38 protein-coding genes are annotated in these 26596 nt (G+C 42.9%); 7 read left to right on the top strand and 31 right to left on the bottom strand.

Annotated elements, in window-relative coordinates; genetic code table 11:
• Positions 1–52 precede the first annotated feature (52 nt).
• A complete protein-coding gene (gene purU / locus MKX41_RS31135; RefSeq protein ID WP_042193405.1) occupies positions 53–952 on the bottom strand; it encodes a formyltetrahydrofolate deformylase in 900 nt (299 codons plus the stop codon).
• A 65-nt stretch (positions 953–1017) separates the two neighbouring features.
• A complete protein-coding gene (locus tag MKX41_RS31130) occupies positions 1018–2127 on the bottom strand; it encodes a deoxyribonuclease IV (RefSeq protein ID WP_340974618.1) in 1110 nt (369 codons plus the stop codon).
• A 172-nt stretch (positions 2128–2299) separates the two neighbouring features.
• Between MKX41_RS31130 and MKX41_RS31125 the strand changes: the two genes are divergently transcribed.
• Together MKX41_RS31125 and MKX41_RS31120 are read left to right on the top strand one after the other, a co-directional pair.
• A complete protein-coding gene (locus MKX41_RS31125) occupies positions 2300–2764 on the top strand; it encodes a DUF2621 domain-containing protein (RefSeq protein ID WP_042124904.1) in 465 nt (154 codons plus the stop codon).
• A gap of 40 nt (positions 2765–2804) precedes the next feature.
• A complete protein-coding gene (locus tag MKX41_RS31120; RefSeq protein WP_340974617.1) occupies positions 2805–3710 on the top strand; it encodes a TIGR01777 family oxidoreductase in 906 nt (301 codons plus the stop codon).
• A 28-nt stretch (positions 3711–3738) separates the two neighbouring features.
• Here MKX41_RS31120 and MKX41_RS31115 read toward each other — a convergent pair whose 3' ends face one another.
• The 8 genes from MKX41_RS31115 to MKX41_RS31080 form a co-directional block, all read right to left on the bottom strand.
• On the bottom strand, positions 3739–5394 hold the full coding sequence (locus tag MKX41_RS31115) for a DUF6382 domain-containing protein (RefSeq protein WP_340974616.1): 1656 nt from the start codon (positions 5392–5394) through the stop codon (positions 3739–3741).
• A gap of 18 nt (positions 5395–5412) precedes the next feature.
• Complete coding sequence (locus MKX41_RS31110; protein WP_340974615.1) at positions 5413–5922, bottom strand: A24 family peptidase; 510 nt, start codon at positions 5920–5922, stop codon at positions 5413–5415.
• 24 nt (positions 5923–5946) lie between these two features.
• Positions 5947–6939 (bottom strand): TadE/TadG family type IV pilus assembly protein, encoded by a 993-nt coding sequence (locus MKX41_RS31105; protein WP_149645188.1) that lies wholly within the window; start codon positions 6937–6939, stop codon positions 5947–5949.
• Positions 6940–6957: 18 nt separating this feature from the next.
• Positions 6958–9216, bottom strand: coding sequence for a hypothetical protein (locus tag MKX41_RS31100; RefSeq protein ID WP_340974613.1), 2259 nt, complete (start codon positions 9214–9216; stop codon positions 6958–6960).
• Between the two features lie 60 nt (positions 9217–9276).
• On the bottom strand, positions 9277–9951 hold the full coding sequence (locus MKX41_RS31095; protein ID WP_340974611.1) for a TadE family protein: 675 nt from the start codon (positions 9949–9951) through the stop codon (positions 9277–9279).
• Positions 9948–10136: a Flp1 family type IVb pilin gene (locus tag MKX41_RS31090; protein WP_340974610.1), complete on the bottom strand. Its 189-nt coding sequence runs from the start codon at positions 10134–10136 to the stop codon at positions 9948–9950. Before MKX41_RS31090 ends, MKX41_RS31095 begins: the two co-directional genes overlap by 4 nt.
• Before the next feature lie 13 nt (positions 10137–10149).
• Positions 10150–11025 carry a type II secretion system F family protein gene (locus MKX41_RS31085; protein WP_445671351.1) on the bottom strand — a complete coding sequence of 292 codons (876 nt, stop codon included), beginning with the start codon at positions 11023–11025 and terminating at the stop codon, positions 10150–10152.
• Between the two features lie 327 nt (positions 11026–11352).
• Positions 11353–11562, bottom strand: coding sequence for a hypothetical protein (locus tag MKX41_RS31080; protein ID WP_340974608.1), 210 nt, complete (start codon positions 11560–11562; stop codon positions 11353–11355).
• 183 nt (positions 11563–11745) lie between these two features.
• On the opposite strand from MKX41_RS31080, the gene MKX41_RS31075 reads away from it, so the two are divergent.
• Positions 11746–12039: a helix-turn-helix domain-containing protein gene (locus MKX41_RS31075; RefSeq protein WP_340974607.1), complete on the top strand. Its 294-nt coding sequence runs from the start codon at positions 11746–11748 to the stop codon at positions 12037–12039.
• Between the two features lie 226 nt (positions 12040–12265).
• On the opposite strand, the gene MKX41_RS31070 is transcribed toward MKX41_RS31075, so the two are convergent.
• The 6 genes from MKX41_RS31070 to MKX41_RS31045 form a co-directional block, all read right to left on the bottom strand.
• Positions 12266–12646, bottom strand: a complete 381-nt coding sequence (locus tag MKX41_RS31070; protein WP_340974606.1) for a hypothetical protein — start codon at positions 12644–12646, stop codon at positions 12266–12268.
• 12 nt (positions 12647–12658) lie between these two features.
• The gene (locus MKX41_RS31065; RefSeq protein WP_340974605.1) at positions 12659–12796 is read right to left on the bottom strand and encodes a hypothetical protein; all 138 of its coding nucleotides are present in this window, start codon (positions 12794–12796) and stop codon (positions 12659–12661) included.
• Positions 12789–13274, bottom strand: coding sequence for an accessory gene regulator B family protein (locus MKX41_RS31060; RefSeq protein ID WP_340974604.1), 486 nt, complete (start codon positions 13272–13274; stop codon positions 12789–12791). The genes MKX41_RS31065 and MKX41_RS31060 overlap by 8 nt, the downstream gene beginning before the upstream one ends.
• Positions 13267–13710: a hypothetical protein gene (locus MKX41_RS31055; RefSeq protein ID WP_340974602.1), complete on the bottom strand. Its 444-nt coding sequence runs from the start codon at positions 13708–13710 to the stop codon at positions 13267–13269. The genes MKX41_RS31060 and MKX41_RS31055 overlap by 8 nt, the downstream gene beginning before the upstream one ends.
• A gap of 327 nt (positions 13711–14037) precedes the next feature.
• Positions 14038–14283: a hypothetical protein gene (locus MKX41_RS31050; RefSeq protein ID WP_340974601.1), complete on the bottom strand. Its 246-nt coding sequence runs from the start codon at positions 14281–14283 to the stop codon at positions 14038–14040.
• A 161-nt stretch (positions 14284–14444) separates the two neighbouring features.
• On the bottom strand, positions 14445–14753 hold the full coding sequence (locus MKX41_RS31045) for a hypothetical protein (RefSeq protein ID WP_340974600.1): 309 nt from the start codon (positions 14751–14753) through the stop codon (positions 14445–14447).
• Between the two features lie 148 nt (positions 14754–14901).
• Here MKX41_RS31045 and MKX41_RS31040 point away from each other — a divergent pair, with 148 nt between their 5' ends.
• Positions 14902–15132 carry a helix-turn-helix domain-containing protein gene (locus MKX41_RS31040; RefSeq protein WP_340974599.1) on the top strand — a complete coding sequence of 77 codons (231 nt, stop codon included), beginning with the start codon at positions 14902–14904 and terminating at the stop codon, positions 15130–15132.
• 18 nt (positions 15133–15150) lie between these two features.
• Here the strand turns inward: MKX41_RS31040 and MKX41_RS31035 are convergent, their stop codons facing one another.
• From MKX41_RS31035 to MKX41_RS31020, 4 genes are read right to left on the bottom strand one after another with little or no spacing between them, the layout of a single operon-like run.
• Positions 15151–17520 carry a hypothetical protein gene (locus MKX41_RS31035; RefSeq protein WP_340974598.1) on the bottom strand — a complete coding sequence of 790 codons (2370 nt, stop codon included), beginning with the start codon at positions 17518–17520 and terminating at the stop codon, positions 15151–15153.
• 4 nt (positions 17521–17524) lie between these two features.
• Positions 17525–17758, bottom strand: a complete 234-nt coding sequence (locus tag MKX41_RS31030; protein ID WP_280788398.1) for a hypothetical protein — start codon at positions 17756–17758, stop codon at positions 17525–17527.
• Position 17759: 1 nt separating this feature from the next.
• Positions 17760–18185: a hypothetical protein gene (locus tag MKX41_RS31025; RefSeq protein WP_340974596.1), complete on the bottom strand. Its 426-nt coding sequence runs from the start codon at positions 18183–18185 to the stop codon at positions 17760–17762.
• Positions 18186–18190: 5 nt separating this feature from the next.
• On the bottom strand, positions 18191–18475 hold the full coding sequence (locus MKX41_RS31020) for a hypothetical protein (protein ID WP_340974595.1): 285 nt from the start codon (positions 18473–18475) through the stop codon (positions 18191–18193).
• 126 nt (positions 18476–18601) lie between these two features.
• Between MKX41_RS31020 and MKX41_RS31015 the strand changes: the two genes are divergently transcribed.
• Positions 18602–18835 (top strand): helix-turn-helix domain-containing protein, encoded by a 234-nt coding sequence (locus tag MKX41_RS31015; protein WP_445671334.1) that lies wholly within the window; start codon positions 18602–18604, stop codon positions 18833–18835.
• Between the two features lie 145 nt (positions 18836–18980).
• On the opposite strand, the gene MKX41_RS31010 is transcribed toward MKX41_RS31015, so the two are convergent.
• The 4 genes from MKX41_RS31010 to MKX41_RS30995 all read right to left on the bottom strand — a co-directional run bounded on the left by MKX41_RS31010 (position 18981) and on the right by MKX41_RS30995 (position 20256).
• Positions 18981–19454, bottom strand: a complete 474-nt coding sequence (locus MKX41_RS31010) for a hypothetical protein (RefSeq protein ID WP_340974593.1) — start codon at positions 19452–19454, stop codon at positions 18981–18983.
• 11 nt (positions 19455–19465) lie between these two features.
• Positions 19466–19765, bottom strand: a complete 300-nt coding sequence (locus MKX41_RS31005) for a hypothetical protein (protein ID WP_340974592.1) — start codon at positions 19763–19765, stop codon at positions 19466–19468.
• Positions 19758–19955 (bottom strand): hypothetical protein, encoded by a 198-nt coding sequence (locus MKX41_RS31000; RefSeq protein WP_340974591.1) that lies wholly within the window; start codon positions 19953–19955, stop codon positions 19758–19760. The genes MKX41_RS31005 and MKX41_RS31000 overlap by 8 nt, the downstream gene beginning before the upstream one ends.
• Before the next feature lie 88 nt (positions 19956–20043).
• Complete coding sequence (locus tag MKX41_RS30995; RefSeq protein WP_340974589.1) at positions 20044–20256, bottom strand: helix-turn-helix domain-containing protein; 213 nt, start codon at positions 20254–20256, stop codon at positions 20044–20046.
• Positions 20257–20576: 320 nt separating this feature from the next.
• Here MKX41_RS30995 and MKX41_RS30990 point away from each other — a divergent pair, with 320 nt between their 5' ends.
• On the top strand, positions 20577–20699 hold the full coding sequence (locus MKX41_RS30990) for a hypothetical protein (RefSeq protein WP_340974588.1): 123 nt from the start codon (positions 20577–20579) through the stop codon (positions 20697–20699).
• 241 nt (positions 20700–20940) lie between these two features.
• On the top strand, positions 20941–21804 hold the full coding sequence (locus MKX41_RS30985) for an ATP-dependent DNA ligase (RefSeq protein ID WP_340974587.1): 864 nt from the start codon (positions 20941–20943) through the stop codon (positions 21802–21804).
• Positions 21805–22210: 406 nt separating this feature from the next.
• Here MKX41_RS30985 and MKX41_RS30980 read toward each other — a convergent pair whose 3' ends face one another.
• From MKX41_RS30980 to MKX41_RS30950, 7 genes are all read right to left on the bottom strand, one after another.
• Positions 22211–22489 carry a holin gene (locus MKX41_RS30980; RefSeq protein WP_340974586.1) on the bottom strand — a complete coding sequence of 93 codons (279 nt, stop codon included), beginning with the start codon at positions 22487–22489 and terminating at the stop codon, positions 22211–22213.
• A 13-nt stretch (positions 22490–22502) separates the two neighbouring features.
• Complete coding sequence (locus MKX41_RS30975; protein WP_340974585.1) at positions 22503–23420, bottom strand: peptidoglycan recognition protein family protein; 918 nt, start codon at positions 23418–23420, stop codon at positions 22503–22505.
• Positions 23421–23705 (bottom strand): hemolysin XhlA family protein, encoded by a 285-nt coding sequence (locus MKX41_RS30970; RefSeq protein WP_149647245.1) that lies wholly within the window; start codon positions 23703–23705, stop codon positions 23421–23423.
• Positions 23706–23780: 75 nt separating this feature from the next.
• The gene (locus MKX41_RS30965; protein ID WP_339241483.1) at positions 23781–23912 is read right to left on the bottom strand and encodes an XkdX family protein; all 132 of its coding nucleotides are present in this window, start codon (positions 23910–23912) and stop codon (positions 23781–23783) included.
• Positions 23913–24395, bottom strand: a complete 483-nt coding sequence (locus tag MKX41_RS30960; RefSeq protein WP_340974584.1) for an XkdW family protein — start codon at positions 24393–24395, stop codon at positions 23913–23915.
• A 21-nt stretch (positions 24396–24416) separates the two neighbouring features.
• Positions 24417–25976: a hypothetical protein gene (locus MKX41_RS30955; protein WP_340974582.1), complete on the bottom strand. Its 1560-nt coding sequence runs from the start codon at positions 25974–25976 to the stop codon at positions 24417–24419.
• Positions 25977–25987: 11 nt separating this feature from the next.
• A complete protein-coding gene (locus tag MKX41_RS30950) occupies positions 25988–26596 on the bottom strand; it encodes a putative phage tail protein (RefSeq protein WP_340974581.1) in 609 nt (202 codons plus the stop codon).

Raw genomic sequence — 26596 nt, 5'->3', positions numbered from 1 at the left:
CCGGTAAAAGCGCTCAGGTTCATACCATAGGCTCTCACCGAAAAATAACCTTTTATTTAAACACTACGGTCTTATTTTGATGGACGAGGATCCGGTCTTCGATATGCCACTTCACCGCACGAGCCAGAACAACCCGCTCAATGGTGCGTCCAATCCGCTTCAGCTCGATGACATCATCACCGTGACTTACCCGCTGCACATCTTGTTCAATAATCGGCCCACCATCAAGCTCTTCTGTAACATAGTGAGCAGTTGCTCCGATAATCTTTACCCCGCGTTGGTACGCTTGAGCGTAAGGATTACCGCCAATAAAGGCCGGCAGGAAGGAGTGATGAATATTAATAATTTGGTGGCGATAGTGCTCAATAAACGACGGTGAGATAATCTGCATATACCGAGCCAGAATTATAACATCAATGTCGTCTCCGATGACCTCAAGCTGACGTTTTTCCGCCTCAGCCTTAGTATCAGCTGTAACTGGAATATGGTGAAAAGGAATGCCGAAGGACTCGACATACGATTTCATATCCAAATGGTTGCTCACGACGAGAGCGATGTCGGCTTCTAGATCACCAGCTTGCCACTGCCAGAGCAGCTCCACAAGACAATGGTCTTCTTTAGAGACAAATATGGCTAATCTTTTCTTATGACGAACATTGAAAATTTTCCAGTTCATCTTGAAACGTTCAGCCACCCCACCGAACAAAGAACGTATCTCTTCCAGACGATCTCCTAATTCGGGAAGGTCAAACTCAACTCTCATGAAGAACATTCCGCCATCTGGATCCATTGTGTACTGATCCGATTGCACAATATTCGCGCCATGCTGATACAGAAAGTGTGATACAGCCGCCACGATTCCCGGTCCGTCAGGACAAGAAATGAGCATACGCGCCCGGTTGGAATAAGACTCAACACCTGACGAATTGTTTCTTTTTACGTGTAATTCCATGATCCTCATCCCATCCTCTCATCTACATGTGCAATCTGAAGTCTAACTTATGCGTGAACGAGCACTTACTTGCCTGCTAACCATGCAATCAAGCGATGATTAATGGCTTCCTCGCTCAATTGCGGGAACAGCTCGGCAGCGATGACTTCATCATATAGACGCTCCAGCGGTTCACGTGGATCAGCTTTTTTAGCCTTGGCATCGTTCTTCAGAATCTCCCAGACATTAAGCACAAATTGACGGGAATCGATCTCCTTATTAGCAAAAAACTCACGCAGTTTTTCAACATCCTCTATAAACTCCGGTCCAAATCGTTCCGCTACGTTACCACGGAGCAAAGCAATCTCTACCTCATACATCGGACGCTGTTTCTTCGCATCTTTACCAACCCATGGCGTCTCAAGAATGAATGGCAGACCTGTCAATTTCTCATGATGGACGATTTTGTTAATCGTATCAAAACCGATCCAACCCGAACCAATTGGAGTGTGACGGTCTTTACCTGCTCCACATGGATTTTTGCTGTCATTGATATGGATAACCCCAAGACGATTCAAGCCGATAATCTCATCAAACTTGTTAAGAACGCCATCCAAATCATTAACGATATCATAGCCAGCATCATGAATGTGACAAGTATCAAGACATACGGACAAACGCTCGTTATGTTCAACCTTATCAATAATAGAAGCAATCTCCTCGAAGCTGCGCCCGATCTCTGTTCCCTTACCAGCCATAGTTTCTAGGGCGATATGAACTTCCGTTTCATTAGTTCCCCCAAGAACCTCATTAAGGCCATCTGCAATCCGCTGAATGCCGTATTCTGCATCCTTATCAGTGAATGCACCTGGATGTAATACGATATGCTTGACCTCAAGTGCGTGCGTACGGCGGATTTCCTCTTGTAAGAAATCAACGGCCAACTGATACGTGTTCTCTTTATAGGAAGCGAGATTAATAATGTAAGGTGCGTGGACGACAATCTCCTCCACACCGTTTTCTTTCATTGCTCGCTTTCCTTCAACCGGATACATGGCATCAATCGGCTTGCGGCGCGTGTTCTGTGGCGCTCCTGTATATATCATAAATGAGCTGGAACCATACTCATTTGCTTCATTTGCTGCGGTCAAAAGACCCTTGTCCGAGCAAGACACGTGTGAACCTATTTTCAGCATACTTCTTCCCTCTTTCCTTCACGAATTACCCCCTATTCTACCGTGATCAGAAAAATAAATCTAGACAAGGTCAATATGCTGGGTTCTGCTTCGCAAAACTTTGGAAATAAGCTATACTTTAATATGAGATTAAATTATGTGAGAATACTCATTGCCAAAAGGTGGTGTATGCATGTCTATCCAATCAGGACTTGGTTTATTATCCGCAACACCGAGCAATTGGTTCATGAACTCTATCGCTTTCTGGACATTTATGCTGCTGGGTTCCATGTGTATCGGCGGTTTTTTTATGTTCCGGAAATTCCTAAAGGTGTTGCCAAAAGCTGATGGAAAATCAAAGCTGGACTGGCAAAATTACTGGGTAGAACGCAGCCGTTCACTCTGGAGTGATGAATCAAAAGCTTTCTTAGACCAGCTTGTTCAGCCTGTGCCCAGCCCTTTTCGCGATATCGCCAAACATTCCATTGCTGCCGAGATCGGAAAGATCGCTGTGGAAAGTAATGCAAAAGAGGTTACTCGTGATCACTGCATTAAAGGTTACATAGTCGCCACACCACGGCGTGACAATCGTTTTCTCGTCAATTTTCTTGAAAAGAATAAAATCGACTACTCTGCTTACCAGCATTTGTTCAAGTGATTGATAATCTGATGTTGTGTTCAGAACGGAGGCCAACCTTATGAAATATGTAATATGTGGCGGCACCGGTTTCATTGGCAGTGAACTAACAAAATACTGGCTACAGGCAGGAAATGAAATTGCAATCGTCGGTCGCAATCTACCTAAAGCTGCGCCATATCATCCTAAGCTGAGTTACCACACATGGGACAGCCTACACGCTGATTCAACACCCGTGGAAAATGCGGACGCTTTGGTCAATCTTGCTGGAGCCTCTCTCAGCCAACGTTGGAGTCAGAGCGGCAAAAAGGCAATTATGCAATCCCGTCTTTGGGCCGTTTCCGCTGCTGCTAAGCTACTCGCCCGTTTGAAACACAAACCTTCTGTAGTCATTCAAGCGTCAGCTGTGGCTATTTACGGAACCTCCTTGCAAGATACCTTTAATGAATCATCGCCAGCCCATGTCATGGACTTCCCTTCTGACGTGGTTAAGACATGGGAAGAAGCTTCAGATGAAGTATACAAGAATATCCGTATGATCAAGTTGCGTACTGGGGTTGTGCTCGGTAACCGAAACGGAGCATTCCCTAAGATGAAGCTTCCCTATTTACTGGGCTTTGGTGGTAACATCGGCGCGGGAAACCAGTGGGTATCCTGGATTCACCTGACCGATATCGTTCGTCTGATCGATTTTTGTATTCAGAATCCCACCATCGCCGGACCTGTTAATGGGACTGCACCACATCCGGTCACGAACGAAGAGTTCGGTAGAACGATCGGCAAAGTATACAAACGGCCGCATTGGTTCCCACTACCCGCCATTCTGTTAAAAACAGCAGTAGGTGAATTGTCTGAGATCTTGCTCAAAGGACAACGCGTTCTTCCATCGGCGGCATTAGAACATGGCTTTATCTTTACCTTCCCCATACTTCAAACCGCTTTAGAAGATTTGAAAAGCCAAAAATAGCAGAATTAACATTCTTTGCTTGTACTCTTCATCCCATGTGGAATGTGTAACTTCCTTTTACAATCTTAAATACGGTCCCCTCTGACAGCGGGTACTCTTTGTAAGGGATCATGGCTTCGCCTTGAAAAAGCGTTCCATTTCTGGAGTCGAGATCCTTAAGTACGTATCCGCTTGGGCTCCTAGATATCTCCGCATGTACTCTTGAAGCTCCTTCTGATCTTTCTACATACTGAGCTACTTCTGCCGATCGGCCAATGATAAAACTAGTTCGGTTTAACGCTATAGTTTCCGACTCTGCCTCTTCCTCATCGCTTCTTTTGAGATAAGGAACATTTCGAGCTAGCTTCTCATTTCGTTTGCCTTGCTCAGGTGTTTCCTCCCGTGATAATAAAGCGGTTGGGGCTATTGGACCTGGTGGTATTACAGAACTATCCTCCTCTTTCCTTGATTCAGATTGCACAGACGGAATGTTAGATAAAGGGTCGGATGGATGCTGATCTCCCTTTGGAATCGATGCTGCTGGACGCACAGGGGTCACAGGATACCTACCGAAATCCCACTCCAGTTCTCTTCGATTCGGACTCCGGTTTGTATCTTCAGAATCCTCACTCGTATGTTCCTTTTCTTCGTCACTTCCAAACCTAATTCTTTCGCTCCATACCATCCAGCTAAAAGTAACCAAGGCAATCGTTGCGATCCCACAAACGGCTAGCCATAACGGTTTTGGGTTATTCAAATATAGGAATTTCCATAATAATGCATCACCCAATAAGCAACCTAGAATAATATAGGTTCTTGAGCTTGAGGGTTGTGAATTCGTCAACTTATTATCGTCTGTAGACCGAAGAGACCTTTCCTCTTCTTTCACCCTAAGATTCGGACTGGAATAGCTATTTAACCACGGAGCTGAATTCTGCTGCGTACGCAGACCCTTATCCTCGTTCCGCTCACTCATTTTTTTCTGGGGAGCAGGTACCTCATTCACAAACAGTTCCCTTACTCTCTCTTGCATTCGTCTTTCAGGCTCTGCCGGACGTACTTCTGTCAACTTAGGAGATGTGTATGCCATTTCTGCGTTACTACTGAATTGTCCTCTACAAGAGTCGCCCTCTGTCAACAGCTCTGAGAGAAGACCCTTTAAGCCCGCTGGTGTAAATTCTTCTTCCCCACAGTATTGCAGTACTCTTTGAACACCACTCCCAGTAAGCTCTGTGATAGAAGCCATCATCACCATGATCAGCGATTTGAGGGACTCTCCCAGCCTAGAAGCAGGCTCATTCCCCTGAACAGGGATATAGGTGAGATATACCTTACCACTCTGCAATGATCCTTCAATAAAAATATAATCTTCATGCAAAGCATACTGATCCGCCCGAAGCATATATAACCTGCCATCTTCCATCCCTTGCGCAATTTGCAGAAGTAATCCAAAAAATGAGGTCATGCTCAACTTCTCACTTTTGAGCAAATGACTGAGCATTTTTTTACGCAGAACAGCATATTCCATCGTAACCTTTAAATCAATTTCCCTAAGCAACAACCTTAAATGATGAGGAATATCAGTGTTCATCAGCATACGAGCTTGAACCATATTAAGCTTACCCACCGGCATCCCTTCTGCTTCGCCAAGCATCATATATATACCGTCCTGCTGCATAAAGTCACGGGATAATCCGTACAACAAGCATCACCACCTCCTATTTTAAAAATAAAGATAAGCGCAAATGGTACCAGGGACTACAGCCAGCATGAAGGGAAATCTCAACAGCTCACTATCTTTATTTCTTAATAGGAATGAACTCTTCAATAATATGAATCCGGAAATTGTGTTAAATATCCTGCGCGTACGCCTGCCTGTCTCCCGTCTCTTTAAGACAATTAGCCAGCCTATCAAGGCCCCAAACAGTACGGAGTACATCACGACCTGCAATGTAAATAGCATTCCTGTCCACGCCCCGATCCCGGCAAAAAGCTTAACATCCCCTGCACCAACCGCCCCTATCAAATGCATGATTAGAAGCACTGCAAATCCTGAAGCGGCACCCACACCAGCCTTAAGCAGTCCATCCCAGCCGTTCATCAGCGCTTGAGCAAGCAGACCAGCAAGCAAGCCTGAGACAGTGATCCAGTTAGGTATTCTCATCGACTTTATATCCGTAATAAATGCAGCTGCCAGAAACGGCAGACATCCCCAAAAGGCCCACTCCGCCATGGATTACACTCCTTTCCCCTTCACTCATTTCACTACTGTGAACATCACCTCAATAGATCTACCGTCATCGAGCTGAATTACAAATGGCCACGAGCCCGGTGTAGTATTCACACCAATTTTCCACTCCCACTCGATATATCCGTCCGCATCCGCTTGTTTCCAGCCTAAATATTTAGCAGTGCTTCCCCCGCTTTTATAAAAAACGGATAAGCTAGCGGAAGCATTCGGCGGAATCTTGGCACGAACTTTACCTTGCTTATTGGCTACAGCTGGATTCGGTTTCTCCAAAATCTTAATAAAATCCTCTGGTTGACCAGTGCCGTCGTTGCCCTTATTTGTACCTTCTCCTGTATCCCCGATCCAAAGACGTTCAACAGCACTTGCCTCAAGTACAATGCGTTGGTTTAGAAAGGGAACCTTCATCGGCAGCTCATAGCTAACCACCAATCCAAAGTAAGGTCGGGTACCCTTCTTTAACTCAGGCACGATAATGTTGGATACATGAATTCGATCATAATCCAGTAAGTCTGATGACAGATACGGCTTTAGTAGGGGTTTTATCGCTAGATCCAGTACACTTTCAGAGGTCTCAGCCTGTAGCTTCTGCAGAGGTCCCTCGCCCTTCTCTAAAGCTGACATGACCCACTCATTCAGCGGCTTAGGTAATGACATTGCATAACTGCTGCCCCAATCTGTAAGTGACAAGCGAGGAATCGTCCAATTCGATTCGGCTTGATTGCCAGCGGATAGGTCGGTGCCATCCTTCACTGGATTAGCGCCAGCTTCGCTTGTTGCTCCCCATTTCTGCACAGCCAAAGCTGCCGGGTACATATGCGTTGAAATAGATTTCACAGTATCAGATGCTGTGCTTTGTAAGGCTGTTGAATACAAGGTCATCTGTACGATAGAAATTAGGAACAAAACAAACAGTAGGAAGATCGGAAGTACCATCGCCGCTTCTACTACCATGCTGCCTTCTTCCTGCGTCTTCCTCCTAATCCGGTACCCGTCCCCCATATCCTTACCAACCTCCTGCTAGTATGAAAAATCAGCCTGCACTGCTCTCATATATGTACTGCCTTGCACTTCTCCAGAATACCCAGCGCTATAATCCAATAGCTTCACAACACCCGGTAGAAACCATAGTCGCATTCCAAGCTTAATATTCGATGAGACATACGTACTTCTTTCATCTGGATTTATTCCTGTGTTCAGTCGAATGAGAGCCAGCATCCGAGATAATTGAACATTCCCGCCTCCATGCAGCATCATGAACAGACGCAAATGATCACGATAAGTCAGCTGGGCCGGTAAATATTTAGACAGTGGTATGGAATCTTTCTCACAGAGTAGCAGCATGTCCTGAATAGCTTGCTGGATCCCATACAACAGTGCTGCGGCCAGAACAGCCAATGGGTTTCCTAAACTTGCCTTCTCAATAAAACCTTCCATCGTTCGAATAGACAGCCGCATGGCGAATATTTCAGCATACGCTGCGGCTACATTTCCTGCAGGATTAAGAAATCCATAAAGAATGTATTCCAGCTCTTGCGCTTGAGGATTAAGCTGGTCTGTAAGTTCGGCTGTCCCCTCAGAACCTTGTGCTAGAGTAGCTAACTTGGAAACATCAAAATGTTGAAAAAAGAGAGCAGAATACTCCGTTTGAAAAAGTTTATCTCTAGCCCCTCCCATAATGCCACCCATCGCTGCATAGATTCCGTCCATATCCTCCATCGCCGAACTCCCAGCAGTATACGGGTTAGTGCTGACTTCAGATTTAACAAGTGGATCTGATACTAATTCCTTATTAAAAGCAATATTCTCCTCGTAATATTGACGAAGTGTATCATAGCTTTTCAGAGAATCTGTCACTCCGTTACCCATCATTCGAATCTTATCAAGTAACGCTTTCGCTTCACCCAGCTTCGATTTTGCTTCTCTCTCCAATTGCTTACGCTCTTTATCCGAGCTACGGTGCTGTTCGATTAAAGCCAAATCACTAACGATAATACTTCCCTTCTTACCGTAATTCTGTAGATAGTTATTCACTACGCGTGAAGCTTCAAGAACAGAAGAGATCATTTGATAGGGGTCACCATATTCACTCAAAGCTTCATACAGCACACCCGACATTCCTGTTACGATAGGTTCATTGGCCTCGTAAGAACTTTGCTGCATAGATATACTATTCTCCATCTGACTTAGATCAGTTGAGGAGAGAATCAGTGCATCTTCCTGCTCACGCAGCTTTTTAAGCGGGTCTGAGCTTATCTCTCCTGAGCTCGCCGGAATATCCCAGTCATAAGCAGGATCATTTGATAGATCCACCCCCTCCATTCGTGACTGTTCCAATATATTTCTCATCTCGTCATTCAATTGCTCTGCCTTCTTTAACGCTTCATTCGCTCCCTCCATTGATCTTTCATGGTCTTCACGAAAAGCTGTTAATAAGGCAGGAAGCCGCGATAACATTTCAGTAGTTCGACTCCGGTATAGAGACAATTGATAAGTGTACTTTGCAGGCTTTTTACTATCACGATAAAGATCATCGTAATATTTCCCAAGATAGTCACTATACTGTGCGGGAATATCCGCCGCCGATTGCATACTTCCGAGTGAACTGGCAGAAATGGACTCTGCAGGGGGATTCATAATCCATTGAAGTAACCTTCTTCCACTCTCCGCAGCCTGGCTTCTCTGCTCTAACATAAGATCCAAAGCCTCTTCTCGCTCGTCATATAACGGCTGCAGCTTACTAATTAGTTCAGTAGCCCGTGAGGCCTCTGCCATTACTCCTGACATCGGCTTGAATTTACCTGCCAATTCCAAAGCAAAATCCACCGGAGCCTTATACTTCATTTCCTCCAGTATTTGTCGACTCACAACATCATAGCTACCCAGCGGCCTGCTCCATTTCAAAGATGACGATTCCAAAGCGAAGGGTACAAGATTGAACGTGTCACTCCTACCACTTTTATGCATATTATCATTGAGTACCTGAGACAGCAGCATATCCCCGTCACTCTCTCCAAAGGCGAATAAACCATACTTTTCTCGTAGCTCAACATCGTAAGATGACATTATAGAGCGAACGCTAGCCCTCGCTAAACGTTCCTCCTGAACATTGAAGGCAGCAATCCGCGCATAGTCAATCAGCACAGCGGTAAATAAAAAGACGAAAGCCAGTACCATAATTAAAAAAATTGAGACTGAACCTTCCGTTTTGCCCTTACCCTGCCTCTGTTTCTTTCGACTCTTACCGCTAACAAGGCAACTGGTAAATATGCTCCTCATCAAAACCTCCCTCCTTATCCCTACCTTCAATAGATACAAGATCTACTAGCAAGGAAATATTCACTTATCCTGAAGCTTGGTCATCATCGCGGATGCATCCTTCTTCTCCATGTGGACTCCAGACCCACTAGTACCCTCTAAGCCTCCCTTAAACTTAGCCCCGAAGTAACGCATCAGGTCGACCGTACGGATAAACTCAACAGGCTCAGCGATGATAGATTGAGTTTTTACAGTCGGCTTTGCCTCATCAGACAAAACTTCATCAAGTACAGGTAAGTGCAGTAGACGATTTAATTCAGCACTTACTTTCCGTCCTGCAAGTGAATATGCGTAGTTCAAATTTCCCGGCATATTATTCGGAATCATAGAGGACGAATGTCTGAGTTTAAGCACTGGTAGATCACTTTCCTCTGACACTTCACCAGGTAGCTCTATTGCCGCGCCATCACTTCCAGCTTCTCCGCCGAATAAAGCGGCTAGCAAAGCATCGTCTCCAATTCTCCAATAAAGGGAGTCATACTCACCTGCAGCATAGGAGCCAGAAACCTCTTTATGGCTGTTGTCCCAATTGTAAGCCGCACGCTCAGTAGCCCCTGAGGCCACTTGCAGAAGCATAGATTTCTGGTAGCTATACAAACAGAAGAACAGAAGGAGCATTGTAATACACATGACCATTGGTAGTAGAATTGAAGCTTCAATAGTAAAGCTGCCTCGATCGTCCTTAAGCTTTTTCACTCGAATACTTCCTGGCTCTTTTCTCCTGCAGTTTTAATCAAAGCCTCCACTACTTCCTGAATTTTGTCCTTAAACAAAAGAACGACCGCAATCAGCACTGCAATAATCAGAATCATTTCCAGTGTCCCCAGGCCTTCCTCATCCTTCCAAAAATTCTTCACGCTACCCAATATTGTCGTCATCATTAGTTTCACCCTCCTACATTTTTAACATCATGAATGCTGGCGTTCCCACCAGTACAATTACTATTAAAAAGATAACTACCATCGGAAAGACTAGTTTAGAGGAAGCTTGCTCCCCTCGCGTTCGGCTGATAGCTTTCCGTTTATCCCACAGCATCCGCGAGAGATCGCGTAGCGATAACACAAAATCCGCTCCACCTCTGCGATAATTCAGAAGAACCGTCGTCGTGAACAACGATACCTCCTGCACTGCACATCTCTTGCTAAAATTCTCGAATGCCTGCTGAAATGAATACCCTCCTTCCCATTCACTGGTCATGATCCTAAGCTCCTTATACAATGGGTGATTAACATCACCTCGATGGCTCTCCACATAGCGGATAATCGCCCGTTGCACAGTCTCACCTGCTCCTACCAGCAATACAATGCTGTTCAGAAGTTCTGGTAGCTCGAGCATAATGTTCTGCTCTCTCACCCTCACCTTTTTATGTAAATCACTCACCATAGCAGCTGGTAGAGCTACCGCCAAGAAAAAACCTAGAATCAGACCTGCCTGATCGCCGCTAAAGCCTGTGATCAAACTTCCACCCACAAGAAGCAACCAACTGTAGCTAAGCATCTCACCCATGAATAACAGGGTTCGTTCTGCACTGTAACGCATCCCATAACTTCGCTGCAGGGAACGTTGAATCCTGAACATCAACGATGGAAAACGACTGACAATGCCGGTTTTCTCAATGAGCAGCAACAGCGGTTCACCCAGCTTCCGAAGTCGTAATCCTTCCATAGGAAGTTCTCTTAATCCGTCATATCTTTTTCCGCATTTAATTCGTAACAGAGCCCAGACAACAAGTAAAAATATAGTGACTACTGCACATAGCCATCGCATGATTTCATCCCCTTCACAGCGGAATGTCCATTATTTTAGTAGTCCAGAGATAACATAAAAACAAAGCTACTAATGCAAGCGTCGATATGGCTATACCCGCTCCTGTGTACATGGGCTGCATGTTATCATGACAAGGAAGTTAAAGGAATCAAAGAGAATCCGCAAGTAGTAAAACCCTTATGGGACAAGCATTTCTCCCGTTTTATAGGGAATGTTGAGGAATGTTGGAGAATCCCGAAATATCCGCAAGAATCAGTATTTTGTGGGTATTTTTTGGGTAAACAAAAAGAAGGTGCATATTAAGCACCTTCTTTTTGTTTGGGAGTTTTATTAGTTAAAGTTAATTGTATCAACTGTCCTTTGATAAATATTAGCTAAGGTTAAAGCTATACTTACAGGCACTTCGCCTGGAGTTTCTTCGTATTGAATTAGTTCATTAATTGTTATTCCGGCAGCTTCAGAAGCTTTAATTTCGTTCAATCCCAATCTTACTCGCGCTTCCTTCAAACTCACTTCTTTTTCAATATGCAAAATAACCATGATGTTCCCTCTCTCTATGTATATTGGCTAAAAGTGAAAATCAAAATGTCAATAGGAATTTACCCGGCAAAACCGTATAATATAATATCGATAAATATGGTAAAGTAAAAATAGATTTTTAATAATGCACTCTTTTCAAGGATCTGCCGGCCAGGGTAGATCCTTGATTTCGTTTTGTTCAGAATGCTAAAACACAAACGTCATGATATAATCTCATTGTTATTATATTCCACCTCATTTCTACAAGGAGTTAAAACAGTGGTTAAGCTCTCCCGTGGGAGATGCCGACTAAGATATTTACTAGCTAAGTCCAAGGTGACACAAGTAGAATTGGTGCGGAGAACTGGATACTCCAAACAGCAGATATCAAACTGGGTCAATAACCGCGAACTCATGTCGTTTGAAGCTGCCGCCACTATTGCTTATGTACTTAAATGCCACATAGAAGACTTGTATGAGCTAGTTATACATCATTGAGCCGGTCGGCTCTTCCCGGGAGAAAGTATAGCTATAGCTATACTTTTTATTTCTTCTAATAACCTAATCCCACATTTAGATTACTAAGTTCTTTCTTACATCCCTATTTTACCATCCACAAAACATGAAAATTGTCGATACTTGCTGTCGAATCCGTATTTCGTACCCGGGTACGAAATGTCTTGACAAAGTTTCTATTTCGTGAATATAAAAAAAGACACAATCACTATGATTGCGTCTTTTTTATTAAATCTTCAATTATATCTAACTTTTTTTTGTTTTCTGCAATTGGTACGGGTTCCACTCCTTCACCGAAATGTGCAATATATACACCAAATCTCCCTGGTTCAATGCCTGTAATTTCGTTGACATTGACCAGTAGTCCGCTGTCTAATTGTACGAACCCTTCTGACCTAAAAGCGTGTTTGGTGGAATCATAAGTTCTTGTGTGTCCGAACTTGCCTTGTCTAGTGTTAAACAACGGGGCATATAGTTTTCTTCTTGGTTCAAAACTATTTATATAGCAAAGCCCCTCAAGCGAGTATATACCATGATTTCCAGTCTCTTTTCCATCGATAACTTCAGAACCAACTATATGAATGCTCATTGTTCCGCACCACTACAAAAGTTCTTTCGGTAATTTTTGAGAACCGATGAACACTTTCAATGTTGTTGCGCCTGCCTTCTCACGCGCCACAGACTTTCTAGCGCTTTTTTCTAGACCTTGAGTCAGCTTTTTTGCCATTTCCTTAATCATACTTCGGCCCCTCCTTTCTTTCTATAATCAGTGCTGTTTGAACGATAAAAACTATCGTTAAAACCGGAGATTGTATAAATAGATTAGCTACCACTAATGCCAGAGAAGCTAATTTTATAGGCATTTCCTTTTTGGAATACAATAACAGCAATGTGACTGTTAACCATGTTAATAATACCATATTTACAGTACTTATGGATAGTATTGGAGTAATAGTAAATAACGAAACAGATACTATTGTACATGGTGTTAAGGGCAAGTGACGACCGCCACTAAATTTTCGTAAAGCAGCAAAACCGACCATTCCTAAACAAGATTCCCAAAAATGATTTGTTAACGCGCCGATCCCAGCAGTCAATATTATAATTGAATAGAAATTTAGTTTCCTAGCAATTTCATAGGTCATGATATTAACGTTTGATTCAGGAACAATAGAATTTAGTTTCATAGATATTTTTCTAGCAGTATACTCAATCAATGGTAAGATCCCTCCTGTTTGAAAAGTAATAAGACAATCCGAAACTAATTATCGCTGAAGGAAAAACAAGCAATTCATTAACATTTAGTAATAGCACTAATGATAAAGCCACCACAATTAATGTTGTTGCAACTGCTATATTTAACCCCAGATGCTTTGAGTAATCATTTTTAATCAAGAATTCATGAGGTGGAATAGGTATAAAAGAAAATCCATAACCAAACAGTTTCATGAATGTGGCTATCACTAAAGTTATAGCTATAGAAGTAATCTGAAATAGTTGTACCTCTACACCTTGTGAATGAAAAATAAATGATTGTTTGCCACCGTCTACGGCTATAAACCCTATTAATACCGCTAACTGCACTAAAATGTAAGCATTAAGCCCTGCTCCAGTAACCAAAGCGGCATAAAACAACTTCAGCTTCATTGCCAATCTGAAAAACGCTATTAGAAACAAGGCTAGGATAGCAAGGTCTAGCCAAGGTAGTCCAATTACTATTCTAACAAAATACGATATCGTAGAGGATGCAAGACAGAATCCGAAAATAGGGAACATGTATCGCTTAAGTGGCAAGCGATACAATTTCAGAGATAGAACAAATACCGCGAAAACGTCCACCAATCCAATTAAGATATACAAAACAGCTGACACAAGCAACACCGCCTGAATTTATTTTATTTCACCAGATTAATTATATAATTGAATTAAGTTGATAGCATAGGACTTTTTTCCAATACAGGCGGTGCGCCTGACCTAAAATCATAGATCGTATTCAGCCCACCCTTTAGGTAAGTCCTCCTTCTTTACTCCTTCTAAATGTTCAGCTTCAACAAGGACTAACAACGGTTCTTGAATATCGATCTTAGCCCCCTCAATTTCAAGTAATCCATCATAAGACTTAAACTTCCCTTTCTTGACTACATATCCAATACGTCCACCATTACCACTTGAATGCCCTTCTGCGATCCTTACCGACATCCCAATTTTTAGATCCTTTTGTTTCATGCTTCGTCACCTTCCAGGTTTAGTGAGAGCGCGCGCTGCTCTCATATGGCGGATTCCGCGACAACCACACTTCACAGTGGTATTGTTTCGACCTACCCCGCAGCAGGCACTCATCAGGCGGTTACAAGCTCATTTGTTACTAAAGGGGCCGCGGCCCTAAGCTAGTCTAAATTACATTCCATACTGATTGAATACTGTGATTTCAGCTTTTCAAAAGCTGCAGTCGTAACCTTGTAAGAGTTCCAGCCAACCTTGTGACTAGGTCGGATAAAATCTTCTTCTGAGTAGATCTTTAGTAAAGTTATTCCTCTTCCTTTTAAATCAAGTTGAGTATCTACAAAGTAATGATTACCGTAATAGCTCAAACGTGCGTCCATTTGAGCATTAACTTTTCTTTGACCCATTTCAGGTGTGAAAGAATGAATACCTTTCGCAATTCTTTCTGCTGGAAATTCAAGTACCTTTGACATATCTCATATCACTCCTTATGTTCTTGTCTCAGAATTGACTCTAATTTCGTGTCGTTCAATAAACTTATACTATCATGACTCTATTTTCGTGTCAACACCTTATTGACACATTTTTCGTGTCATTGTATGCTTGCTTTGAGGTGGTTATATGGGAAGAGTAAAATCAAATCTGAAGAACCTTGTAGACGCGAAGGGTAAGTCGATTCGCGAAGTGGCCAAAGAGATCGATTATAGATTTGAATCAGTGAGACAGTTGTATAATGATGATTCAAGGCAGTTCCCTCGCGATCTATTAGTAAAACTTTGTGCTTATTTTTCTTGCGATATAGGCGATATACTCAAATATGTTGAAGATGAAGAAGAAACCCCACCAGCTTAAATAGCTGACGGGGTTTCTTTATTGTAGGGGCTTAGGTAGGGCCGTTATAAATCTTGCATATCCATTTTTATTCTTAAGTAGATTCAAACTACGAAAACGCGGTAGTCGAAGAAGATCCTCTAATTCAAATGGAGCTAATTCATCCCTCAATTCATTAAAGTTCTTCTTATCACATCCGCTTATAAGCATATAGGAAGCATTAGCACTCCTAAGCTCTTCACGGATATATTTCAGTTGGTTTAAATAGTGACAACTAATGATGGGCTTAGCTGCAAATTTAGCCAATCTACTTAGCTTTTCTGTTAAAAACTTTTCTGTATTTTGGACCTGATACAATTCATCGAAAACGATATTTACTTTTGTAAGCTTATTACGCTCTGGGATACGCTGCCCACGTACCTGAAGAGCCAACCAAAGTTTGGTAATCCAATACGTTGTGTATACATCACGTTCACCGTCTGTAGAAAACATCGTCTCCGCCATCCGGATAGTGATCAATTGATTTTTCTGCAGCTCCTTCGCAAGATCGATGTTTCCGGCAGTCGATTTTTTTAGCATCATTTCCATATAAGTATTAGCTTTAAGTTTATTTAAACGATCAATTACACCTGTGATAAGATGTTCTTTTGTTCCGATCAACTGCGAAATTGATGTAGTTACCCCATCCTCTTTAAGCTTTATATCCTTGTATTCATCTAGTTCACAAAGGCTGCTGATATACTCAGTAAGGTTTTCTTGCTGTTGTCTAGGGACCTTTTCAATAAACACGTGACGTGCCGTATGATCCTGCAGGACGCTGAATACATCCCGTATACTGCCTGTAGACACAAAGACTACAAGGGCTGCACTGGTTAGGTATCGCTCCATCTTGGCGCTGAGGCGCGTATCATCGGCGTTAATACTATTAATAAGTGTCATGAGCTGTGTAGTCTGCTTCTTAGCATTGTCATACTGGATAAAGGGATCAGTGCTAGTTCCTACTTCGTTGTATCCTAATCCCTGTAATGTCTTTACATCGCCGCAGTTAATCGTAAGTGTTTGATGTCCTGGAAATGCAGCAGATACTTCACTGCTCAATTCGCAGTTTTTAATGTAATCAAAAATCACTACACATTCGCCAGCTGTAATCGCGTCTTTACTCATGTTTCCGATCAATGCCGATTTCCCGGCGCGTGTTGGCCCGATCAAAACAAGAGTTAAATTTTTATACTCCTTGTCATTACTGATATAAGCCGCTTGCTCTTTTCCTCTATATAGATTGGTTCCAATCCTAATAACGCCTTTCTGTAAATCCTCTGGTACTTCCGTTTCTTGAGTCTCGACCTTATCTATAAAATCATATCGTTCCAAAATGTCACGCCCAGCAAGCGCAATAAAATTCTGGAGTTCTTCGTCACCCATCTTATTTACGGCTGCTCCGCGAAAAGAAAAATCATTATACCGTGATTTACTCCTGAGTAATCGAGAAGCAAGTTCATTATCTCCACTAACTGAATCGAAGCTATGCGTAAGACTTCGCCCATTATTCCTCTGACGTAAACCATCTGTGCTCTCACTCATTACTATTATTTGTGTATTAAGTATTGTTGCTGTTGCCTTTTGTTCTGTGCTAGAGCTAATCTTTCCGCCCCCGTTCAGACGAAGTAGGAGCCCATCAAACGGGTTCTCACTTGCAGCCTTACGTTCACCCCCTATAAGCTCGCTAACTTCACCAGCGATGCCAGCGAGCATAGATACTGCCATTCGTAGTAAGTACCCAATCCCAGCTTTATTACGATCAACTGGCATCCCTCGCCGAACTTTATCTATGGTTGCTTTATATGCGCTACGCCAGCTAAATTGCGAGGTTGGCATAAGGTTAAATAGTATTCCTGCTCGATCTCCATCCTCTAAAGCTTCAATTATATTTAGTGATGAGTTTAGCCAATCATTATTCCTGCGATCCACAGTAAGGCTAAGAGCATCTTCTTTCTTATAACTCAAATGATACTTTGCAGTTCCAGATTCAAACTCAGGAAGTTCAAAAACTTCCTCGATCGTAACGCCTTGCCAAGAATCGCCCATCTTTTCTTTCATCAACCCTAAATGCTGCCGAGGAATAATAAAGTAAAACTCTACTTTTTGTTTTTCTAGATAAATAAAGTACCCTACCTTAGCTGGCAAGGAGTACGACATTGAAACAGGTACTGATAATCGTCGACCCAGCACACTTATAACCCGTTCCTCTTCCATCCGGACTGACTCAAAAACATTCTTATATAGGGACCCTATAATCCGCGCCAGCTTGTGAGTGTTATTATTTCGGATACTATTGCTAGGCTTCAGCCGCAAGTACACATATTCAGGTTTGATTATTCGCAGGGCTTCGCTAAACTTGATAGCCTTCATACGATCACCCCACTAGATACTTAATTAGCGTGTATCCAACAACTAACAAACTGGTCCATCGTTTCCCCTTTTCCCAGCCGGCCACATATAAAATAATGGACAAGCCCCCACCAACCAACGCGATAGAGTAAGAAAGATCGACTGCTACATCCTTTAATCCACTAAGAGCCCCTATTACAATCTCCTTCACTGCTTCCCGTGAGTGCTCCTTCAGACCATCAATAAATGGATTCATCATCTCACGCTCCCATATCAGCAAACACAACATCTACCTGCTTTAATCCCCACGGCAGCGCCCATAGTACAACGTATACAAGTAAATATCCCAAGAAATTTTTCTTAGCTGATTGAACGTCACCTTGAATTGCGCTCTGGATTGTATCGATACCGCCTTTCATGATAATTATCCATTTCCCAACGTTGAGCAGTTTTTTATACAACTTGTCGGCTACTGCATCTATACCGGTTGCAGCGTGAGACGTATCTGGTAAGCCGATAAGAAGCAGCAAAGTTATTCCAGCAACCTTGATAAGTGTTTCTTTTTTCATAACGGATTTAGTGATCTTTTCACAGATTCCATCCAAATTAATAGTAATAACAGGCTCTTCCAACCGTTTATGTTCTATAAAAAAATCGCACCAGTTTACCGTTTTCACTTTGGCCATGTTAATCATCTCCTATTAGGGATGTATACAGCAGGTTTACTTGCGACCGACTTACTTTTAGTCTCTGCAGTTAACCATGGCAATGCTCGATCAGACTCAATCAAAGGCCTATCAGGTACAACCAACGGACGTTCAGTAACTGTTGCGCTTTTGGTAGTTCTAATCCCTAGCATCAGCCTTAGTCCGTCTCTGGACAAGCTACTTACTGTTTTCTTATCCATGTTTCTAACAGCCTCTTTTATATCTGCGTCTAGATCCTTTCGAAGTCTAAATGTAATTGGATCGTTCATCTTGTTTACCTCCTGTAAACGTTGGTATACAAGAGCATACTGAGCACCGCTTGGACAATATTCGCAAAAAATTGTGAAAGATTCGTATATATTTGCGAAGCTTGGACAAAATAAACCATAAAGGGAGTGATTCTTTTGTGGGGATTAGGTAAAAAGAGGAGTCCATTAGGCAAGTGGTTGGACAGAGCAGGTTATAATCAAGAGGATTTAGTAAAGCGGTCAAAAGTAAGCAGAAATACAATAAGTAAGTCCTGTTCCGATACGGATTATATTCCATCACCTGCCGTTATGAAGAAAATATTAAAGGCCCTTCGAGAGGTTGACTCCTCTGTCCGGGCCGATCAATTTTGGGATTTGTAGACTTTATGTATACTTTCCCTATTTGGTCATGCTCTTAACTTTCGCTTCCGCTTCCTTGCGGCTTGCCGCTGCGGTTCTCAGCTGAAAGTTTATTTATACTATATACCTACGCACAAAAAGGGGTAATATGACTCTTGGCTTCGGCTTATTTAAGATGCTCTTTTAGAGCACCCCCAAGATCGTTAGTGTACTGAGTCAGCCGCAAGCTAATTTCAGTACGCATAACATCACGAGTTAATCCAAAGCGGTCCTGATATCCCCGGCAAAAGATTTTGTAATACGTGATAAATTCGTCTTGTTCATCCGCCAGCATTTTGATATTCCGCTGCTTCAGCTCTTTCTGCAGTCGATAGGTATCCTGCATGATTCGGCGTTGTATGGCTTCACCAGCCATCAAAAAGGTACGTTTAAGAATGCTGCTGGAGTGTTCGAGCTCCTTCAAGCTCTTGCCCACCATTGTATCTATGTAGGGAAGCAAAATGAGATCTCGAACCATCGTGCGCTCCTCCGTTGTTATCATTTTATTTGGATTCTCACGCTGCTGTTCCTCGTACTGCTCAACATGCTCGGTCATGATCATTTTCGTTTTCCAGCGTTCATTACCGTCCAATTTGGTCATAGTGACCCCTCCTAATGATAAAGCCAGTAATCAATATTAGTACTGCCTCTGCTGTTCTCTGTGCCTTGTTGTGGCGTTTTTTCGTATGGCACGTTCCGTTCCCAATTATCGATAATAATTGTTGTCTCGATAGGCGTAGACACATCCCAAACTATATAATGCTCCGCAGACAACACCTTAAACCCCTTAATTATCTCCGCCGGTCGGCGTCCGCTCAATCGTCCCAACTCTTTGATGTTGGGCATCCGCCTAAAATGATATCTAAATTGCGATATAATCCGCAGCAGCTTGCGCGAAGTATCATCAAGCATGACGCTTCTCCACTACAGGCTGCCACGAGAGGACACTCGCTACCAAGAACACACGCGGTGCCCCAGTGGTCAGACAAGTAGCCCTAATACGGCCAGCACGAATGCCGAGTATCTCAATCTTGCGTTGCGTTATCTTCTCCGACTTGTCTTGGTATATAATTTCAACTATTTGGCCGGCACTCATTTTCATTTGATCGCCTCCATTTACGAGAACGTTTGTTTGTATTATAACCAAACATGCGTTCTTAAATCAATGTAAAAAAAAGGAGCCACAATTATTATCCGGGCTCCTCTTCGTATTCTATTAATTGATCGATCTGTTTTAAGTTAAAGTATTTCATTAGTGTTTCCAAATGTTCAGGCGGCCAATGTTTAGCGGTGTTTTTCTCCATATCGCTCAAGGTGTTCCAACGTATACCAGTTGCTTCACTTAATTGGCGTACACTCAACTTTTCTAATTCTCTTAGTTCTCTAATTTTCAATTTCAGCATTCTAATCACCTCAATCTGACTATACTATATACCAATCATAAATTCAACGATTTTCGTTGACATTCAACGATATTCGTTGTATAATTAGAGTATAGAAGAAAGGGGGTGAACAAGGCACATGAAAGATTGGGTTACGCTCCTTACAGCAATCATTCAACTCATTACCGCAACACTGCTGCTAAAGGACAAAAAGAAAGGAACCAAAAAACGCCGCGGACCACGCAAACGTAAATAGGTTCCCGGAGAGTAGGGGTTGCACCCCCTGCTCTCCACCCAATCATAACATATAGATATTAAAAAATAAATTGGAGGCTGGTATCATGGTTTACATTCAGATTAAGCCCTGGAAATCATTTTTAGCTCTCCGGCGTTATATTCGAGAAATGAAGAGGATCGGTTTACCTGTGAAGGTGGTCGATGAGACAGCTTGGTGGAGATTTTAATTACGGGGGCTACGGCCCCTCAAAGGAGGAGTACTAATGTTCAATATAATTGTATGGGGAGTCGTTGTGGCTGCGTTGATTCTCTCAATCGCAGCACTAATTAAAGCCCGTGGACGGCGTTAATTCTAAAAACAAAAAAATACCCCGCCGATCAATTAAGGTTGACGAGGTATTTTTATGCCCAATACTTCCCTGCCCTTTCCTCTTCCATTGGCATTTATAATTAGGTAGAGGTGAAACTATGTTTATATCCCCAATGTTGTTGCAAACGGCTCCCGGGCCATTTTCGCACAGCGATTATATATTTGAACCAAAGATAGATGGCCATCGACTTATTTACTCCCAAGAGTCCGGTAAGATTCGGTTATATACAAGACACGATAATGAATGTACCCTGCAATACCCTGAACTACATTTCCCATTTACGGATGATGTTATTTTGGACGGCGAGGTTGCCTGTGTCGATCCTACAACTGGTGTTTCAGACTTTGAATCTGTTATGAGTCGATTTCAGACGAGACGAGCAGATAAAATCATCCAACTTACCGGGACTCTCCCCGCGTATTATGCCATCTTTGATATTTTGATGTACAAAGGTCAGGATGTGCGTGGGTTGCCCCTGATGAGCCGTAAGGAGATACTGGCGGGATTAACCCTACCATCTAATAGCTATGGAGTAGTACCGCACGTGGAAGGTGCTGGAGAGGCATTGTTCAAACAGATTGAAACAATGGGTATGGAGGGCGTAGTAGGTAAGCGTAAAAACAGCATATACGAGACTGGTCGGCGCTCTCACGCGTGGCAAAAGGTTATCAATTGGACCTATGCTGATGTTTTCATAACTGGTTATCGCAAACAGGAATTTGGTTGGTTAGCTGCTGTACCGTCCGGTTCATCTGGAAAATTACGTCCAGCTGGGATCATTGAACTCGGCGCGTCACCGATTCATAAGCAGGCATTCAGAGGCGTTGCTCAGCAGCTTGTAAAAGGCGAGGATAAGGAGTTCGTACATCTTGAACCAAGATTACGGGCAAAGGTGCGAATGAGGAACTGGACCAAATCTGGAATGCTTAGAAGTCCAGTGTTTACAGAGTTTATAGTTTAAACGTAAAATACCCGCTGACCAATTAAGGTTAGTGGGTATTTGTTGTACATGCTTAGGCTAAAACCATCCTAAATTCAAATTCGGTTCTCATGTAATAAGCATCCGCGACTTTAACACTAACAGGATTCCATTTCTGGACTGGACCTCCACAATCGATAATACAGCCGGCCAGATCACCTCTACGTTCAAGTATATCAACTTCTGACTGTTTTAAAGCAGCCGTTAGAAAATCAGAATCTGTCTTTAGGACTTTGTATATATTGCTCAATACGATCACTCCTATGTACTTAAATACTTTGCCATTATTGACAGGGTACGGCGCATCTGTCGCCTATATATTACTCGACGCAGAAGTAATCTGTAAACGACAAAAAGCCCACCAGCCGAAGCCAGTGGGCTAATTTTTTTATTCTTTTGTAGTCCCATCCCTCTTACTAAAAGCTAATTCAAATAGTCCAGTTGCTGATAGCCCAGCCAACCCTCCAGCCCACAATCGAAGCACAAGTTCTAGCTCCGTAAATGGATAAGTAGCAGCGCCAACCAGTAAACCGATAACCAAACCAATCAGCGGCAATATGTTTTTTGGCACATTAACTGTAGTCTTTACGAACTGTACTCCTGCCAACACAAAAACGGCGATCACCGAGGCGAACGCCAGAACATCTGTTAAGTTTTGATTTCCCATACATAAATCCCCCTTATTCTACTGGCATACCAGCTGCTCTACGCAAGTGATTTGCAAAATTATTAAAGAGCATCATCCCCGATTTATCCCCATTAGACTTGGCAGTATACCATTCAGGCGAGAGCCAACGGAAAATAATTTCTTGGGCATTACTTTTATGCAATTGCTTAAATGGCGCTGTTGAACCTGGCTGTAAGGGGATACCCGAAGCCATTCTAAGATTATCAGCAAGGTTGTGAAAGTGCGTTAACCCCACCTGATCCTTTTCCTTATGAGCCACAAACCATGCTGGGGATACATAATCATCGATTAGCCTTTGAGCTACACTGGCAGGCATCTGCACAGCAATAGGCGGTATAACGGGCACTGGCTGTTCCTTAATCTCTGATACCACATCATAAAGCAAGTCTTTAAGCGTTTTACCTACAGACGTTAATGCTTGATCAATGTCGCGTTTACGCGTAGGATCTAGCTGCTTATGACTTGGAATATGTGTCAGTGGATTTAGACCCCACTTGTCACAGCAATAAGCCATATACCACACAAAGCGCTTGTACGCCTCAAGTGTTTTTATCTTACCGCCGTAGCATAGCTCCACACCTAATGCGATATCATTAGCATCATCTCCATAAAGCTTATTGTCAGTAGTAACGTTGTAAAGGACATGCCAGGCCTTTTCTGCTGGATCCAATCCCGTACCTGTTGGGATGATCTCTAGTATTTTTGTATCGTCAATAAACGTCTGAGCCGAAGCTGAGCGGTCTTTAAGATTTTGAAAATAAGTATAATGGTTATCCGCAGTTGCCCCTGGATTGCCAGTATCATGAGCAACTAAAAAACCCGGCGTTCCCGATGTTAAACGGGTGCCGGGCCGAACATTTTGACGCTTGTTTATATAACGCCGTTCAATCGGGTATTTGTCCTTAATCACTTAGTTTCCTCCCATTCTGATAGCCACCACAATAGCCCCTATAATCACTGTAATGATTGCCCCGCCAACAGTCCTCCAAAGCCAGCGTTGTGCATCCTCAATCCTGTCTAACCTATGATGTGCTGATTTAGTAGATTGCATAGCTTCACGCGCTAAATCTCGCGTGGCTTCAATAGTCGTTGTTAGGGCAGGTACTGCTTCAAGTGTCTTTTCGATTCTGGCCAACTGTATCTGGATTTCCACAAGTTTATCCTCTGTTCCCAAGACTCCGCCTCCTCCTGACATCCCTACTCCCCCTCTCTAATCCTCCCAATATAAATAGCCCCCGTAATTGCTACGAGGGCAAAATAAAAACGCCTACTATATGGCGCTATCTGTAATCTCTTTAGCTTGTTCAGTCGTTATCTTTTTGGCGGTAACAAATACCTGTACTTGCTCCCCCGTATACAACCCTGCGTCAAAGTATCGCTTAATCAGTGCGTACCAGTTCATTTACAACACACCTCCTTCCACGAGGCTCAGGAGTAAGGCTGCCTGGTCCTGTTCCGCTTGATCTTGCCTTGCCTGAGTCTGCACAAGCTCCAGTAATAAAGCAGCGTTATCGGCTCGGAGTTGCTCGGTCTCCGTCAGCTCTGGTGGTTTATTAGCTTCGGCTTCCTGGTAGGCTGTCCAGGCTGCTTGAAGTTCGGCTTCTGTTGGTTGGGGTTTGTCCAGATTCCACACCGCGATAAATTGCCCACGCTCTACCATGTCAAAATCTACGCCTTCTGCTAGTCGATTGTAGTCCACTACATAACGGTAATGTACGCCCTCTATATATTCAGTCTCGTCTTCATCTAATGGTCGGATCTCATAACGAAACCGACCATCTACGCCTTCACGTAATACGGGTTCAGCTCCGTTGTCCCAAACTTCAAAATCTCTTATAGGGTCAGCTTCGGGATAAATGTGCATAATTGCTTGGGCAATATTCATTTTTTGAACACTCCTTATTGTTTAGGCTACTCTAACAATTTCAAGTCGCGTTGTATCCATCCCAGTTGACAATACCACTTGTGCATCAACGTAAACTTGTGGAAGCACAACTTCTCCTGCTTGAAGCATGAGCATTATACTACCATTATATATAATATTTTCGCCACCGATTGCATACCGCACGTCTACGCTCCAGCCATTGGTACCATGCAATATCCTAAGTTGTACTTGTTTACCCGCAGGCATAGATACAACTAATCCTTGCGCTTTTATGCTATACCAACCAGTTTGAGGGGCAGTAAAAGTTCCCGTAGTTGTATTCAAACCACCAAACTGGTTTGTATGGCCTACATTGTATTTTATTACATTCCATGTTCCGGCTGTAAGAGTCATATTTGCTGACATTGTTGCCCACACTATAGGGCGGTTATTTTGCGTATTATCTCCCCATGGGTTAATAACACCAGAAGCGCTATCAAATATAGTCCCTCCGCCCGATGTCACATTCGTACCAGATGGCTTGCTTCCGATAAGAGAGATTTTTCCGCCTGCTCCAGCATTAGCTGCGTTAGCGTTGCCCGTTCCTGTATTGGCTTCCGATACAATTTCCCCGTTGATTAAAGCATGTAAAGCAGCGGCTTTATTTGATATTACGCAAGAGTTTACATAAACTTTCGATGAATGCGCTTGAATCCCTATTATTGTAGTAGCGGCGCTCACTATGTTCAAATACTGCAAAATTACATTTGTACAACCTTCTACATATAAATTTGTAACTGTTGTACTCGTAATATTAAAGCCTTTTGCGGTAATCTGAACTGAATTTCTATAAATTGTAAGTACGTTTATAATTCTACTTGTACTAGTGACGCTATCGCCATTAAGTGTAATCACACCAGAACCAGAAAAACCCGCTATTGTTACTTGTTCAGGATATGTCCCAGCGGCTACGTTTATAGTCACATTGTGGTTTACAACTTGTGGAATGGCTGAGATAGCCCTAGCAATTGTCTTAAATGCCCCCGCTGCTGTGTTAACTTGTCCTGTATTACTATCACTACCATCTGTACGGACATAGTAGGTGATGTCTCCCGTTGTTTGTTTTGGTCTGGCGTTTAATTGATCTTGGATTGGACTTGTTACGCCGTAAAGCTGATCTAGTGTAGCGTTATTTATCTTACCAGTACCGATCTTGAGCATGTTAATATACGCTTCATCATTGATGTCACTATCCATGATAGAACCAGCCGCATTTATCTTACTGAACTTAATTCCGGCATTAGCATTAACGTCAGCATCTACAATTACTCCTGCTGCAATAGCTGTAACACCATCACCGGTACTGGTAACGTCTCCGGTATGGTTTGGATGCGTGTAGTTATTCGCGCCTGTTGCGATACCCGCTAGCTTTGTTTTTTCAGCTGCGGTGTAATCGTTCGTAGACAGCTGTTTGCCAGTAACTTTATCGACCTTACCAGTAACGGCATTATCCAATATGTCCATATTCCCGTTCAGATCGGCAATATCAACGAGATCCGTTCCCTCTGGCTTCTTTAAGCCCAAATTCCCTGTAGTTTTCATTTCTCACTCTCCTATCCAAAAGTTCTTAAGTCGTTCCATGTACCAGTACCGGCAGTATTCCATGATATTGCTTTAAGCGAATCCCAGAAGGTATACGTATAAGCAAACTCATAAGCTAGGTGTGCTGGCTTAATTTCATCAATTATCTGAATTAGTCCAGCCATATTCGGTGGTATGCCTAGAATCCCAATAAATCTGATAATGAATCGGTATTCTCCTGGAACTTCTTCTACGGATACATCCCCGCCAGCAAAAGCCGATGCTGTTCGTTGAATCATTTCGGGTGTCGTTGTGCCAGTTCCCCGCCGTTTAGCCTTAATCATTTCTCTTCTACTGATGTAAGACTTTGATGGATCCGAACTTAATCCAAGCTCAGCCTCCCAACGTGTAAGGCTCCATGTTGCAGTTTCAACATAAGCCTGATCTAGCACGTCCTGTACACCTGTAGTTAAGCCATGTATTTCAATACCTAAAGATTCCTGCAGTTCTTCTATTTCTCGTATACCCCTGTAATAGGATGGTAAGTATTTCATAAGATCAACTCTATTTATCTCATCACTGTCTTCTATTTCATCAGCCGAAAAAAGAAGAGTGCTGTATAAAGAATCTCCATAGCTCAA

The sequence above is a fragment of the Paenibacillus sp. FSL R5-0475 genome, assembly GCF_038004585.1.
Lineage (GTDB): Bacteria > Bacillota > Bacilli > Paenibacillales > Paenibacillaceae > Paenibacillus_AQ.
Note: the sequence above shows the minus strand (reverse complement) of the source record. Positions and strands in the feature narration are given on the sequence as shown.

What these genes read in the sequence shown, in the direction of transcription:
- purU (WP_042193405.1), bottom strand. Translation starts at nt 952, where the DNA reads ATGGAATTACACGTAAAAAGAAACAATTCGTCAGGTGTTGAGTCTTAT.
- MKX41_RS31130 (WP_340974618.1), bottom strand. Translation starts at nt 2,127, where the DNA reads ATGCTGAAAATAGGTTCACACGTGTCTTGCTCGGACAAGGGTCTTTTG.
- MKX41_RS31125 (WP_042124904.1), top strand. Translation starts at nt 2,300, where the DNA reads ATGTCTATCCAATCAGGACTTGGTTTATTATCCGCAACACCGAGCAAT.
- MKX41_RS31120 (WP_340974617.1), top strand. Translation starts at nt 2,805, where the DNA reads ATGAAATATGTAATATGTGGCGGCACCGGTTTCATTGGCAGTGAACTA.
- MKX41_RS31110 (WP_340974615.1), bottom strand. Translation starts at nt 5,922, where the DNA reads ATGGCGGAGTGGGCCTTTTGGGGATGTCTGCCGTTTCTGGCAGCTGCA.
- MKX41_RS31105 (WP_149645188.1), bottom strand. Translation starts at nt 6,939, where the DNA reads ATGGGGGACGGGTACCGGATTAGGAGGAAGACGCAGGAAGAAGGCAGC.
- MKX41_RS31100 (WP_340974613.1), bottom strand. Translation starts at nt 9,216, where the DNA reads ATGAGGAGCATATTTACCAGTTGCCTTGTTAGCGGTAAGAGTCGAAAG.
- MKX41_RS31090 (WP_340974610.1), bottom strand. Translation starts at nt 10,136, where the DNA reads ATGATGACGACAATATTGGGTAGCGTGAAGAATTTTTGGAAGGATGAG.
- MKX41_RS31080 (WP_340974608.1), bottom strand. Translation starts at nt 11,562, where the DNA reads ATGGTTATTTTGCATATTGAAAAAGAAGTGAGTTTGAAGGAAGCGCGA.
- MKX41_RS31075 (WP_340974607.1), top strand. Translation starts at nt 11,746, where the DNA reads ATGCTAAAACACAAACGTCATGATATAATCTCATTGTTATTATATTCC.
- MKX41_RS31070 (WP_340974606.1), bottom strand. Translation starts at nt 12,646, where the DNA reads ATGAGCATTCATATAGTTGGTTCTGAAGTTATCGATGGAAAAGAGACT.
- MKX41_RS31065 (WP_340974605.1), bottom strand. Translation starts at nt 12,796, where the DNA reads ATGATTAAGGAAATGGCAAAAAAGCTGACTCAAGGTCTAGAAAAAAGC.
- MKX41_RS31050 (WP_340974601.1), bottom strand. Translation starts at nt 14,283, where the DNA reads ATGAAACAAAAGGATCTAAAAATTGGGATGTCGGTAAGGATCGCAGAA.
- MKX41_RS31045 (WP_340974600.1), bottom strand. Translation starts at nt 14,753, where the DNA reads ATGTCAAAGGTACTTGAATTTCCAGCAGAAAGAATTGCGAAAGGTATT.
- MKX41_RS31040 (WP_340974599.1), top strand. Translation starts at nt 14,902, where the DNA reads ATGGGAAGAGTAAAATCAAATCTGAAGAACCTTGTAGACGCGAAGGGT.
- MKX41_RS31035 (WP_340974598.1), bottom strand. Translation starts at nt 17,520, where the DNA reads ATGAAGGCTATCAAGTTTAGCGAAGCCCTGCGAATAATCAAACCTGAA.
- MKX41_RS31030 (WP_280788398.1), bottom strand. Translation starts at nt 17,758, where the DNA reads ATGATGAATCCATTTATTGATGGTCTGAAGGAGCACTCACGGGAAGCA.
- MKX41_RS31025 (WP_340974596.1), bottom strand. Translation starts at nt 18,185, where the DNA reads ATGGCCAAAGTGAAAACGGTAAACTGGTGCGATTTTTTTATAGAACAT.
- MKX41_RS31020 (WP_340974595.1), bottom strand. Translation starts at nt 18,475, where the DNA reads ATGAACGATCCAATTACATTTAGACTTCGAAAGGATCTAGACGCAGAT.
- MKX41_RS31010 (WP_340974593.1), bottom strand. Translation starts at nt 19,454, where the DNA reads ATGACCAAATTGGACGGTAATGAACGCTGGAAAACGAAAATGATCATG.
- MKX41_RS31005 (WP_340974592.1), bottom strand. Translation starts at nt 19,765, where the DNA reads ATGCTTGATGATACTTCGCGCAAGCTGCTGCGGATTATATCGCAATTT.
- MKX41_RS31000 (WP_340974591.1), bottom strand. Translation starts at nt 19,955, where the DNA reads ATGAAAATGAGTGCCGGCCAAATAGTTGAAATTATATACCAAGACAAG.
- MKX41_RS30995 (WP_340974589.1), bottom strand. Translation starts at nt 20,256, where the DNA reads ATGCTGAAATTGAAAATTAGAGAACTAAGAGAATTAGAAAAGTTGAGT.
- MKX41_RS30990 (WP_340974588.1), top strand. Translation starts at nt 20,577, where the DNA reads ATGGTTTACATTCAGATTAAGCCCTGGAAATCATTTTTAGCTCTCCGG.
- MKX41_RS30985 (WP_340974587.1), top strand. Translation starts at nt 20,941, where the DNA reads ATGTTTATATCCCCAATGTTGTTGCAAACGGCTCCCGGGCCATTTTCG.
- MKX41_RS30980 (WP_340974586.1), bottom strand. Translation starts at nt 22,489, where the DNA reads ATGGGAAATCAAAACTTAACAGATGTTCTGGCGTTCGCCTCGGTGATC.
- MKX41_RS30970 (WP_149647245.1), bottom strand. Translation starts at nt 23,705, where the DNA reads ATGTCAGGAGGAGGCGGAGTCTTGGGAACAGAGGATAAACTTGTGGAA.
- MKX41_RS30965 (WP_339241483.1), bottom strand. Translation starts at nt 23,912, where the DNA reads ATGAACTGGTACGCACTGATTAAGCGATACTTTGACGCAGGGTTGTAT.
- MKX41_RS30960 (WP_340974584.1), bottom strand. Translation starts at nt 24,395, where the DNA reads ATGAATATTGCCCAAGCAATTATGCACATTTATCCCGAAGCTGACCCT.
- MKX41_RS30955 (WP_340974582.1), bottom strand. Translation starts at nt 25,976, where the DNA reads ATGAAAACTACAGGGAATTTGGGCTTAAAGAAGCCAGAGGGAACGGAT.